The following is a 13,430-nucleotide window of genomic DNA, read 5'->3' on the forward strand; positions in this document are numbered from 1 at the left end:
AAGTCCCGAACACGCGTGTTCGAGCTGTGGTAATGACGATTTAGAGATGTTGAGATTGCCACAGGGCGCAATTCAGATTGTCATTGCGAGGAGGAACCTTGTTCCGACGTGGCGATCTCAACCTTAACGCTTGCGCCCTTCGCAATGACTATTATAAAATAATGAGTGATGAAGATGGATGATAAAACACTGAATTCTATCCCGACGCTGAATCTCGCGTTCATCGGCGACGGCGTATACGATCTGTTGGTGCGCGAGTATCTCGTGACCCACAGCGCTTCTCATGTCGGCGAGCTGAACAAGATGAAGGTCGATCTGGTCAACTGCAAGAGTCAGGCGGCTTTCATGAAGCGGCTCATGGAGCATCTGACCGAGGAAGAGGTCGAGGTTTATAAACGCGGCAGAAACGCCAAGGTCAACTCCGCGTCCAAGCATTCGACATTATCCGATTATCATGCCGCCACCGGTATGGAGGCGTTGTTCGGCTGGCTGTACCTCAAAGGCAGACAGGAACGCATAAATGAACTTTTCACGCTTATAATTAATACTATAACCGATTAATGTAGGGGAGGGGCTTGCTCCTCCCGCGGCGTTTTCAACGCCCCTATTAAACCGAAAGCGTGATCCCATGAACTTAACCGACAGAGTACGGCGCCTTTGCCGACGGTACACCTTGGATTATCTCGTGATGATCCTCGGCGCCGCCGTTTACGCTCTGTCGGTCTCTTTTTTTACCGCGCCCAATGAGATCGCTCCCGGCGGAGTCACGGGTCTCGCGACCATGCTGAATCATTTGCTCGACCTTCCGATCGGTGCGACCGCGCTGTTGCTCAATATCCCGCTGCTGATCTGGGGAGCGATCGAAAGCGGTCGGCGCTTCATCATCCGCACGATGATCATCACAGCCGCGGTATCCCTGCTGATCGACCTGTTCTCACTGTTCCGTTTCGCTTATCACGGTGATCTGATCATCGCCGCCATCTTCGGCGGGATCTTATCGGGCGTCGGACTCGGCTTGATCTTCCTGCGCGGCGGCAGTACGGGCGGTACCGATATCATCGCCCGTAATCTGAACCATCAGCTGCCGTATCTCAGCATCGGGAGCATCGTGCTGCTATCCGACGCGGTCGTCGTCGCGATGTCGGCGATCGTCTACGGCAGTCTTGAAAACGCCCTCTATGCCGTGATCGCGATCTTTACCTCGTCAAAGCTGATCGACGCGGTCGTGTTCGGACTGTCCCGCGATAACGGCAAGCTGATGATCATTATCACCGCCTTACCCGATGAAGTCGCCGCTGAGCTTACCGGCAGGGTAAATAGGGGAGTGACCGTGCTTTCGGCGCGGGGCGGCTACAGCCATCTGCCTAAGGGTGTGATCCTATGCGCCGTCCGACCGCATGACGCCTATCGCGTCAATTCCGCCGTCATCGATACCGACCCCACCGCCTTCATCGTCACCACCACCGCCACCGCGATCTCCGGATTGGGCTTTTCAATATAAATCGTCATTGCGATAAACCAATTCTCTCATTGGGATGAAGTGTTATCCAATATCACACTTCTGAGGTTTATCCCAAGGGGAGATTTGATATCAAAAAGCCTTCCCCTCGGGGGGAAGGTGTCACCAAAGGTGACGGATGAGGGGACAGCCTTTCCTATTGATGTCGAACTCGGTGAGGCTGCTGTTTTGATAACTGTTAATAAATAAGCATGAAAAAGCACACGTGCCCCCTTGACAAATCCTGATTTTTCCACTATAATGACTCATGTTATGTGTGCAAGTATGCCCATAACTGAAAACCTTGTGCCGTATCGATTGGTACGGCGCCAATAGTCCATAAGGAGGTGTAAACATGGCATTGAAGGCTAATTACGAGACCGTAATGGTATTTTCAATGAAGCAGGGCGAGGATGGCATCCAGGCTCTCATCGAGAAGTTCAAGGCTCTCATCGAGAAGCACGCTACTCTGCAGAGTGTTGACGAATGGGGCAAGCGCAAGCTGGCTTATCTGATCAACAAAGAGTCTGAGGGTTACTATGTGCTGATGAACTTCGAGAGTGAAGCTGAGTTCCCCGCTGAGCTGGATCGTATCTACAAGATCACGGACGGCGTAATCCGTTCATTGATCATCCGCAAGCCCGAGGGTTCCGAGATCCCTGTTCAGAAGGAAGAAGAGCCCAAAGCTGATCAAGCCGCTGAGGCTCCCGCGGAAGCTCCCGCTGAGGAAGCTGCCGAAGCTCCCGCAGAATAATCGAACGAATAAAGTGTGACTACGGCTGTACAGCCGGAACGAAAGGATTACATCATGATCAACAGAGTAATTTTGATGGGTCGCTTAGTAGCCGACCCCGAGTTAAAGACAACCAATACAGGCATCTCCGTCACCTCTTTCCGTATCGCGGTCGACCGCAACTACGTCAAAGCGGGTGAGCAGCGTCAGGCTGATTTCTTTGATATCGTCGCGTGGCGCAGCTCGGCGGAATTTGTATGCCGTAATTTTTCCAAGGGCTCTCTCATCGCCGTAGACGGTCAGCTCCAGTCCCGCAATTATCAGACGAAGGACGGACAGAACCGCACCGCGATCGAGGTCGTGGCTGATAACGTCAGCTTCACCGGTGAGCGCCGTGATACTGCCGGCACCTATGGCGGCGGTTATTCACAGGCTCCTGCCGCGAACACGCGCGCATACGGCGGTTCTCAGGTAGTTCCCGAGGCTCCCGCAATGCCGCAGCAGCCTGCCGCGTATTCCGCAGGCTCCGCCGACGACTTCCAGGCAATGCCTTTGGATGATGACCTGCCGTTTTAAAATCAGGCTCCTTTTCCAAAGGGAGGTGCCTTGATAGAGGCGGAGGGTTGTCATATTTGAAATGAAACTAATGTAGGGACGAGCATTGCTCGTCCGCGGATGACCGACTCATCCCTACACATCTCTAATTTACGAAAGGAGAACCCAACATGGCTGATAGACCTATGGGTAACAGACGCCGCCGTAAGGTATGCGGCTTCTGTGTAGATAAGGTTGAGCATATCGATTATAAAGATATCGCTCGTCTGCGCCGCTATATGTCCGAGCGCGCTAAGATCCTGCCCCGCCGCGTTACCGGTACCTGCGCCGCGCATCAGCGCGACCTGACCACCGCGATCAAGCGTGCGCGCCAGCTGGCTCTTTTACCTTATACTTCGGACTAAGATTGTCATTGCGAAGTCCATAAGGACTGTGGCAATCTCAACCGAATAACCTACCATCAAAGCTCCCTCACGCAGGGAGCTTTTTTATTAGCCTCCCTTTCCTAAGGGAGGTGGCGCTGACACTTGTGTCATGCGCCGGAGGGTTGACGAAATACCATTTTCACATTATGTAAGCTGAATGGCATCGCCTCACGCAGGGAGCTTTTTCTATCAGCCTCCCTTTCCTAAGGTGCCCCCGTTGGGGGAATGTCCGAAGGACAAGGGGAGATTCCCCTGTTAGGGGAAATGTCCGCGAAGCGGACAAAAGGGTCGGCTGTCTTCGCAGAAGAAGCCGTTTCCGGCGAGGAAGGTGCCTCGACAGAGGCGGAGGGTTGACGAGATGCATTTTCAGCCGATCATACACTCTCTCGACCACTCCGGACGCACACTCAGGCAAATCCCCGATTCCCCCGCAAAAACACCACATATTGTTGTATTTCACGAAACTACCCACAATTCTCTGTACGACTTGCACAAAAAGTAAATTTTAGTTCAAAATACTGTAACATTTTATTGACTATTTGACTCGGATTTGATATAATACTAATATCAATAATTGGATGATAAGGGTTAGTATGTCCTTTTGTAGCAAAAACGCATCAAAATGACCAATAATGTACCTACTGAAATCCCGTACATAGAATCGTCATTTTGTGCAACATGCACAAAAGCATAATAATTCAATCGTCTAATTTAAAGAAATATCGCGTATTCATCGTATGCTGAATATATACTGAATATATGCTGCATAAACGGTACGCAAAACACGTGAAAATCGGCTTAAATCCTTTGATTTTCAGCTGTTTTTCACACACAGGCAAGTATATTTTAAGCTGTTACGGTTACCTGAGAAATGAGTCTCGGGGTGTAACACAAGCGATGTCAGGCGGAAGGGCTGATTTGCCAATATTTGTGCAATCTGCACAAAAACGGTAAATTTAACAAAATCAGGTATCAGGCTCCCTTTGGTATGAGGAGTTATCCAAATTTTTAATTTGGTCTATAACTCCCATGCAACAGCGCTCCAAAAGCAGATCTTCTGCGATTGGTTTAGCGCCACTGCTAAGGGAGCTGTCACCGGACGGTGACTGAGGGATTGTATCAATCGACCGAGCTTGAAAACTTCAAGCGAGATTCATTTTTACATCGTCATCCCTGATCACAGCCCAAAGGTCAGTTCCCGCAGGACATTTGATGGATCAAATCAGTTCTCATTTATTGAAATTGTCATTGCGAGGGATTTATCCCGTGGCAATCTCAACCACTTTAAGCCTCCCTTTCCTAAGGGAGGTGGCACGAAGTGCCGGAGGGTTGCAATCTCAACCGCAAAGAGACGCCATTCATTGACGGAGGTCATGCGGCATTTGCCCGCTCACCTCACCGATTCACCATCCGCTGACGGTTACACTTCACATATCTTCCGATCCGCATTTTGACCGGTAACACGAACGTAACGAAAGGGAGGAATCTTTACATGAAACAAAAGACCAACCGTTTACACTTCAGCACGCGCACGATCGCGATGATTCTGAGCGTTATCATGCTCATTGGCTCTATCGCTACCGGCTCCATGCTGAGCACCTTTGCCGCGTATCTGAAAGATAACGTCAACAGCGACGCTGTCTCTCAGGCTGCCAGCGAGGGCTGCGATATCGCTAAATCTGCGATCCCCTCACAGGATGCGGATGCGGCAAATATCACAGATAATAATGACGCAAAAGACACGCCCGATCTCTCCGGCTTTGAAGAGAACGAGATCGTCCGTGGTATGAAGGATGATTTAGCCGGTACCGGCGCGGACGCAGATGTTTCTCAAACCGGAGCCGATACTCATTATTTGTTCTTCGCAACTACAGATAATCCGTCTAACTGGTCGAATTATGTTACCAGCACCAACGATACGTTTACCTTCACTGCTTCTCAGGTTGGTTTGACCGGTGGCTTTAAAACAGGTACAAACTATTTTATCGGTATTTCTTCAAGTAGCAGTGTTACCAATATGTGGTCACAGGGCGGTAATGCTACTGTTTCCACATCCGGTACTGCTTTCAGCAGCAGCGGAAAACAGAACAATAATCCTTACAATTTTGCTCGATTCTCTTTGGGTACCGCTGTTGATTCGATTACTGTAGCTGTTACTCATTCTAACGGAACCACTAACTATGCCCTTTCTGCAGCGATTGCCGATAATAACTGGTATTTAGTTGAAGGTCCTTCTTGGACTGCTGCTGTTTCTTCTGCTGTTTTCACCTATAATAATGCTACCGGTTATTATGAAAAAACAGTAAGTTGGACAGGTGATAATTACTTCAGAGTTTCTCAGGGTACCACACAGTATTCCGGTAACAATTCTACATCAGAGGATTATACTCTTTCCGCGGATACATCAGTATCCTTAGTAAAGAACAGTACAAAGTCTTTTAAATTTACTGCCGGTTCATCTTCCAAAGAATATACAATCCAGATCGATAACGGCAGCAAGAAGATCCGTATCAAAGAGGTCTCTACCTATACCTTCAGCCTGCCGACTGTTGAGCACGCTGTTGTCAAGGCGACCTACAACGGCACGACCATCAACGAGGGCGGTACGCTGACCGATCTTCCGTCCAACGCAAGTATCACGATCAATGTGACGCCCGATAGCCTTTATACGTGCGACAATATGTCCTGCACAGTCACCGGCTCGGTTATTGCACCTACTGGCCCGGCGACGAAGTATACATTCACGATGCCCGCGGTAAATGTTCCCGCTACGGCTATCAGCTTTACACTGACTGATCAGAGCGGTAACATGAGAACCGTATACTTCAATAACTACTATACAAGATACGAGAACGTCTTCGCGTACGCAAAAACCTCTACGGGTCTTGAGCCGCTCGGTCCCTGGGCAGGTACCGGTATGACCAAGCTCGCGAACACCAACACCTACTCCATCGAGGTTCCCTATGCGGTAGATAAGATCTTCTTTATCGGTTACATCAACCCCGCATCATACAGCACCGGCGAGCTGACGATCCCGTGGGATACATATAATAACAAGCCCAAGTATACTCCCATAAATGCGAGCGATCCGACGACTACAACAGGCGGCGGCACATGGGGCGAGTATGTTGCCAGAACCAACGAGTATACCGTTTCTGATGGTGATACGATCAAGAATAACCCCAACATCTACACCGGTATCACCGCTACCTTCTATGACTACTATGTCGATAGCGAAGTGGACGGCGAATGGATTACCGATATCAGCGACGATAACCCGAAAGATTATACGAATGGTTCAAATGCGGATCAGTCTACAACAAAATGGAATCCTTATAAAGAGCTCAATCATGCTTTGAGTGAATATGCTCATGATTTCTCTGTAGATAAGCCTCTGTACTTTGGTAACTTGAACACCAATAATGGCGGCGGCGCTGTTATTACGGATAAATATAACAACGGATACCCCAATAATTATTATTGGAATTTCAACTTAAACACTAATAACTCGATCAATTTACATCCTGCCTCTACCGCTATTACAGGGTTAGCAGGCAGCACCATGACAAATTCTACGATCCACTACGCAGGAACCAACGGCGCGGAAATGGCAATGTTTGATGAAGACTTCCTTTCCGGTGAAAACGATAAGGGTAAAGTACTTGCTACCATTCTTCGTTCTCCGTCGTTCCCCGTAAGGAAAGAAGAAAATGTTGGTCAAACTGTTAGTAGTATCACAAAACTCCATCTTGATCCTACCGGAGGAACTTGGACAAATGACAATGCAGTATTCGACGCATATTTCTGGGGAGCAAATTTGTCCGGTACTTGGAGGGAGTTTTCCGGTTCCGGAACAGATTATGTAGCAGATATTCCTAATGGTGCGGAAAAGGTGATTATTACCAGAAATAATACCCATGGTTCTGGTTTTTCCGTATGGAGCCAATCTGAAGATATTTCATTAACACTTTCCGGCAGTTCAGCGGTAAATAAAGTAAAATTCACTGGATGGACCGGGGGGAACCCTGATAAAGGAAAGTTTAATACATCGTTAGATACAAGTTTATCCGGTTGTACATTAACCGAAGGTCATACCTATTACGAGTATGACAGCACAGGTGGTAAAGATAACGCATACATCACCAATATCGATAGAACCGAGAATAAGCATACCGCCAACATTGATTATTACGCAAATGATGCGGCATGGTCCGGCGGTACCACGGAGAACAAACAGGGCTTCTTCCCGTTTGATTATGCAAATAAGGGTGGATTAGCGAAAGACCTTGGCTTTGGTATGAAGCTGGAGATTCCTTTCACCCTGAATGAGAATGGTTTGAACAAAGATGGTTCTGCACAGACCTTCGACTTCTCCGGTGACGATGACCTTTGGGTATTCGTTGATGATAAGCTCGTTCTTGACCTTGGCGGCGCCCACGGCAGAACAACCGGTTCCATTAACTTCAACACGAAGCAAGCATCTATGGATACTGCAGCCGCTATTAGCTCTGTAGCTACTTCAACCAATGTTACAGGCGCTGCTATGACATCCAACTTTAATTGGTTCAACAACACCAACCCGAACACCATCCACACTATGACCATCTATTACATGGAACGTGGTATGTTCGATTCCAACCTCAAGTTCGGCTTCTCCTTCCATGCGATCCCCAACCTGCTGAGAACCGAGAAGAAGGTCAGAACAAACGGTGCGAACGGTTCTACCCGCATCAACTCCGGCTTCTTTACCGCTAACACCGATAGAAATAATATCGGTGAATCCGGTAAGACGCTGTTTGAAGAATCCTTCAATCAGGATAAATTCTCCTTCATTCAGGAGTATAGTACAAACGGCGGCGCCAGCTATTCAACCGCCGAGGGGAAGGTTTACACCATCGGTTCCGAATCGACGAATAACACGGTCGGCACCGCAGGCAAATACGATATGGTCAACGACCGTGTCGTCAACTTCCTTGGTGAATTTGATAATGGTAACTATATCAGGCTGACCGAGACCCCGCAAACCACCGACTATTATACTTATGATCAGAAGCTGCTTCTCTTCGACGACGCGGTGAGCACCACTGAGCCGTTAGCGGAGGATACTTATATCACAAAGACCTCCGACGGCGCTGTTGATCATTACGCGTTCCAATTCTCCGAGTCCGCTCCTTCTTCGAGCGCTCTGGATAACCTGAGACTGCGTGCGCGTTTTGAGAACATGATGCGCGCTCATACGCTCACCCTGAGGAAGGCGATCACCGGTACGGATGATACAGAGCAATTCACGATCAAGGTGCTCTTCAAGTTCCCGGGATCGAATAATTATATCGTTTACCCCGCATTCTATAAGAAGGTTGACAAAAACGGTGACGAGATCAACGGTAACCTTAACCCGTCTACCGGCGCTGTTACTCTCGCGGCTAACGAATACATCGAGCTGAGCGGTATTCCTGAGAATACCGAGATCAAGGTCGTTGAGGATCTGAGCGGTAACACCTCTTATAACTACATCCGTACTACGGTTCTGGACGAAGATAGTGATACGGTCTTGACCGAAGACTTAACCGGCAACGAAAAAGGCGTTACCTTCATGATGGGTGATAAAGATCAGACCGCTACCGTAAATAACTCCAAGCAGCTGATCCTGACCCATACACTGCACCCGAACAATCTTTCCGATGACGGTACCAAGGCAAGCACTTATGTTAAGTATGAAATATTAAACAGCAATGATCAACCACAATATACTTCTGATGAAGTAAAAAACGGTCCCTTGACCGTTAACGGTACATATCTTGTTTCCGATTCATCAAATAAATTGAGAGTCACGTTGAGGACTCCCCTTGCTGATTTCTACAATTTCAAGGAATATACCGTTCAGGATGGCGTTACTGAGACAGCGAGCGGAGAGAATTACTACATGATCGATGGTTCAGAGGGTCACAGAGGTCTTTATTCCTCTCAATCTACAAAGACTCACTCCTCCGATCATAAAGAGTATACTCTTGTCAATACTTATTCTATTAACCAATTATTCACTAACGGTAAATTAAAAACAAATGAACTGGATTACTTCTCTGAGGTAGAAAAGCCTGAATTCAAGTACCAAATCACATATAATTACCCGGCTTATGTCAAGACTTACGGTAATCAAAGCTATACGTATACAGGTACCTTTACTGACTACGAACTGGAAAAATACATGGAATACAGCAGTCTTATTCTTGACAGAAAGGATAAATCTTCCGGTTCGGAGACAGAGTCGTTCTTTAAAACTCTTGTCAACAACAACGCTCCCTATGAGAAGAATTTCAGAACCGAATATGACTTCTCTACCGCGGCAATTTCTCATCTTGGTTCCACTGCTTCATCCGGTCTGTATGAAATGTCAGTGACTGTTGACGCTAATCCGACAAAGGTAAATGCTACCTTTGTTATGCCTTACGCGCTTTCTCCTTCAACATACTGCACACCTGTTGTAGATGGAAACAACAAAGTAAATAAAGCATCTTCCGGCGACACGACTTCGATGACATTTACGGTCTATTCTCACGATTGGGTCAACATTACCGGAAAGAGGAATCCTAAAGACACCAGTACTGATGTTGAACCCACGTTCATCAAGCCCGCTTTGATCTATTATGATGGTGAACAGGCTTACTACTTCCAATATTGGAGTGTAAAGACCGAGTCATCCTACAAGAGCGCAGCTAAGGAATATACCCGTTGCTATGATGCTTCTTTCAACCTGACTGTTTTCCAGAACTGCACGATCGAACCGGTATACAGCACTACCAGATGGTCTGAGTCAGATATGCCCTCCGGTCCGTCTTCATGGGATAACTACGAGAGATTTGATCCGGATGTTATGCGTAATAAAGATACAATGGGTAAAGTGACTCCTGTAATAGAAAACTTAAGTAACGAGATCACTGTTGCGTTCATCGAGAATTCTCGTAACCAGTACAACCATAACGGCGGTGGAACAATTGACAATTCTCGTAAGGGTGCGGGCGACCGTATCTACTCTGATTTCCTGCTTTCATACAATAATATCGCGGGTAATCAGCAGCTGAATCTCTTGGATTTCGGAACGAAGAAGGTCGGTCTAGTTATCCAGCCTGTCGGTACAGTTGATCCGACTGAAGGCACACAAACCGAAGCTGAGTACGCAACACAATATGGCGCTTATGTTTCGTCTGCTGATTTTGATGCGATTAAAGAATATCTCAGTAACAACGGCAGTACTTCTGGCTATCAGTTCGCGACAGCTCAATTTGATGCAAGAGAATTGGATAACAAGAACAGAATCCAGTATTACTTTGGTTTGAACAACAAATCGTTTGTTGCGTATAATGCTACTACTCTTCCTGAGCTTGCTAGCACTTATTCCAATAACCATTTTAAAGTGTTCAGAGCCTATGCTTATATTGTTGATTGCACTAGCGGCAATCCTGATTGGACTACCTTAAAGGTTAACAATGAGGCAACATATTTCACAATCTATGACATTGGCAGCATTCAAAATGGTCAAAAGAATTAAGGAGGGATTGTGTTGAAAAAGAAGTATTACTCTCCGGAGATAGATATTATCTCACTCTCGTTAACTAAAGATACTCTTTCTGCTTCTAAGTATACAGAAGCACCTGAGTTGGAGACCCATGGCGGTAATGACGTTTGGGGTGGCGATTTTGATTAAGTGATCCCTGATCACTCAATCAAATATAATTGATGACAGAATAAATACTGAATAATACAATAGGTACAGGCAGTGCATCTCTGTACTGCCTGTGCTTATTACAACCTGATTTATTCAATCTCTTGGTGATGAATATGAGTATAAATTTTAAAAGAGTTATCCTTGTGCTCTTGTGTATTACGGTGATCTTCTCATCCGTAACTGTGTTTTATGCTGAATCAGTCTATTATTATTACGGTTTTCTTTATACTTATATCAATAATGATTTGGTTTCGCTTTATGGTATTGAAGATTCAAAAACTGAGGTCCACGTACCGGATACACTTAACGGACGTAAGCTTGTCGACATCAGTAACCGTTCCTGTATGAACAACAAAAACATTACACTCCTTGAATTCTCAAACGCACTGAATCTTGAACGTATCGGATCATATGCATTTATGGGGTGCTCAGGTATCTCGGGTGAATTAAAAATACCTTCATACGTTAATCTGATTGAAGAATCAGCTTTTCGAGATTGTTCTTCAATAGAAACACTCACAATGAATTCAAATGCTGAAGTAATACCGAGTTATTGTTTTTATGGATGCACTTCACTAAACTCAGTTACATTAAATAACAACACTACTACAATTAACTCTTTTGCCTTTGCAAATTGTTCGAAATTGAGTTATGTTGAGATCCCCTCATCAGTAACCGCCATTGCTCAAACTGCTTTTGACGGCGATACCATCACCCTCGGCGTTTACACCGACTCGGCTGCCCATCAGTATGCAGTGAGTAATAATATTCCGTTTATTCTTTTAGATGCGCCTGTACCTCCGACTGAGCCTCCCACTCAAGCTCCGACTGCCGAGCCTACTCAGCCTGTAACAGAGGCTCCTACTGAGGCGCCGGTCGCTATCTTAGGCGATGTGGACGGTGACGGAAATGTTTCTACTATCGACGCGACATTCATGCAGCGTTATCTGGCGTCCGTCGCTTACCCCGCCTACTGCAACTTCGCGCATGGCGACGTTGACGGCGACGGTACGATCACGATACTGGACGTCACATACATCATGAGGTATCTGGCGGGCATTGATGTCCCGTATCCGGTCAATGAACCGATTCAAAATCAATAATCAAAAAAGAGCGCTTCTCAGCAGAAGCGCTCTAATTTTATGTCTTTTTATTCGGCTTGCCATTCGCCAATGGGATAGCGCACTTCGATTCTTGCGTTATATCTGCCGATATAAGTCGCGTCGAGAATCGTCACGACCCCGTCACCATCCACATCACCGTGCATCATGACGCAGGTGTCAGGATAAGCAACCGACGCCAGATAACGCTGGATCAAGGTCGAATCGATGACGTCCACAGTGTTATCGCCGTTGACGTCGCCGAGATAATAACCGGAGGCCTCGGTAGGAGCTTCCGTTACAGCCTCAGTCGGAGCGATCGTCGGTTCCTCAGTCGGCGTGACAGGCTCTGTCGGAGCTTCTGTTACCGGCTCAGTCGGAGCATCGGTAGGAGCTTCTGTAGGCGGTTCTGTCGGATCAACCGGAGGGTTTAGTACAACATATCGAAAGCCCTTCTCTTCCGCAAAATGATGAGAATAGCTATCATAATATACATACAACGTCGGAGCACTGTCGTTAAACGCAGAGGTGCTGATATATGTTACTGAGGACGGGAGATATACCGATTCGAGAGATGAGCATTTCGCAAAAGCCAGATTGCCGATACTCTCCACGCTTGGCGCAAGAATGATATTTTTCAGCCCGGAACAACGGTTAAAGCACTGTGCCGGTATTTCTGCTACACCATAGTTTACGGTCAACGATGCCAGTTTGACACATCCCTGAAAAGCGGCAAACCCTAACGTGCGGATCGAAGAAGGAAGAATCAAATCTCCGCTCAGTTCAGTACACTCGTTAAATGCCTTTGTATTGATGATCCTCATTCGATTATTATTTTGAGAGAAATCAATCCCTGTGATATCAGTATTGTATTCAAACGCATAGGGATAAATCTCCGATATATTTCGTCCGGAGAATTCAGCAGGCACTGTCAGCAGTGAATTCTCGCTGCTGTACGCGTATAGCGAAACATTGTAATCGTCAATATCAGCATAGGTATAGTCGCCGTCAACATACAGACTGACCGCAAATGCTGTTGTTGTACATAATACGATAAGTATGATCGATAAAAATACAGCAAATACTTTTATGAGAGATTTCATGACCTAACCCTTCTTTCATAAGAGCGTTTCATTGAAATAACATTACAGGCAGCACTAAGACTGCCTGTAATGTTCAATTATAGGTTAACAAATAGAATCGATAGGTTGTGGTTTAGGAACCGCCGCTGACGACGTCAAAACCGCCGTTGCCGAAACCATCGTCCACGCCGAACCCGCCGTCGCTGACGTCGGTACCGCCGCCGCCGACGTTCTCAGCATCAGATCGCATGATAACGTCTCTCAGGCTGAATACAACCACCTCAAATGTCGGAGTATTATATTCTTTTCTCATT

The 13,430-nt window shown here is 46.8% G+C and carries 10 protein-coding genes; 8 read left to right on the forward strand and 2 right to left on the reverse strand.

Features of this window, described 5'->3' with window-relative positions; all coding sequences use genetic code 11:
* The first annotated feature begins 174 nt into the window (after window positions 1–174).
* The 8 genes from JKK62_RS00345 (at window position 175) to JKK62_RS00380 (ending at window position 12,037) form a co-directional block, all read left to right on the forward strand.
* Window positions 175–561 carry a Mini-ribonuclease 3 gene (locus tag JKK62_RS00345; RefSeq protein WP_186833574.1) on the forward strand — a complete coding sequence of 129 codons (387 nt, stop codon included), beginning with the start codon at window positions 175–177 and terminating at the stop codon, window positions 559–561.
* A gap of 67 nt (window positions 562–628) precedes the next feature.
* Window positions 629–1,501, forward strand: a complete 873-nt coding sequence (locus JKK62_RS00350) for a YitT family protein (RefSeq protein WP_186833575.1) — start codon at window positions 629–631, stop codon at window positions 1,499–1,501.
* Between the two features lie 352 nt (window positions 1,502–1,853).
* Window positions 1,854–2,252, forward strand: coding sequence for a 30S ribosomal protein S6 (gene rpsF / locus JKK62_RS00355; RefSeq protein ID WP_186833576.1), 399 nt, complete (start codon window positions 1,854–1,856; stop codon window positions 2,250–2,252).
* Window positions 2,253–2,306: 54 nt separating this feature from the next.
* Window positions 2,307–2,807, forward strand: a complete 501-nt coding sequence (locus tag JKK62_RS00360; RefSeq protein ID WP_186833577.1) for a single-stranded DNA-binding protein — start codon at window positions 2,307–2,309, stop codon at window positions 2,805–2,807.
* Window positions 2,808–2,956: 149 nt separating this feature from the next.
* A complete protein-coding gene (gene rpsR / locus JKK62_RS00365; protein WP_186833578.1) occupies window positions 2,957–3,190 on the forward strand; it encodes a 30S ribosomal protein S18 in 234 nt (77 codons plus the stop codon).
* Between the two features lie 1,513 nt (window positions 3,191–4,703).
* Window positions 4,704–10,757, forward strand: coding sequence for a fibro-slime domain-containing protein (locus tag JKK62_RS00370; protein ID WP_186833579.1), 6,054 nt, complete (start codon window positions 4,704–4,706; stop codon window positions 10,755–10,757).
* 12 nt (window positions 10,758–10,769) lie between these two features.
* Window positions 10,770–10,913: a hypothetical protein gene (locus JKK62_RS00375; RefSeq protein ID WP_186833580.1), complete on the forward strand. Its 144-nt coding sequence runs from the start codon at window positions 10,770–10,772 to the stop codon at window positions 10,911–10,913.
* A 134-nt stretch (window positions 10,914–11,047) separates the two neighbouring features.
* Complete coding sequence (locus JKK62_RS00380; protein ID WP_201426511.1) at window positions 11,048–12,037, forward strand: leucine-rich repeat protein; 990 nt, start codon at window positions 11,048–11,050, stop codon at window positions 12,035–12,037.
* 47 nt (window positions 12,038–12,084) lie between these two features.
* Here the strand turns inward: JKK62_RS00380 and JKK62_RS00385 are convergent, their stop codons facing one another.
* Both JKK62_RS00385 and JKK62_RS00390 read right to left on the reverse strand, forming a co-directional pair.
* A complete protein-coding gene (locus JKK62_RS00385) occupies window positions 12,085–13,137 on the reverse strand; it encodes a leucine-rich repeat protein (protein ID WP_186833582.1) in 1,053 nt (350 codons plus the stop codon).
* A gap of 112 nt (window positions 13,138–13,249) precedes the next feature.
* Entirely contained in the window at window positions 13,250–13,429 is a 180-nt protein-coding gene (locus JKK62_RS00390) for a hypothetical protein (RefSeq protein ID WP_186833583.1), read from the reverse strand.
* Between the last annotated feature and the right edge of the window lies 1 nt (window position 13,430).

It is taken from the genome of Ruminococcus difficilis, assembly GCF_016680995.1.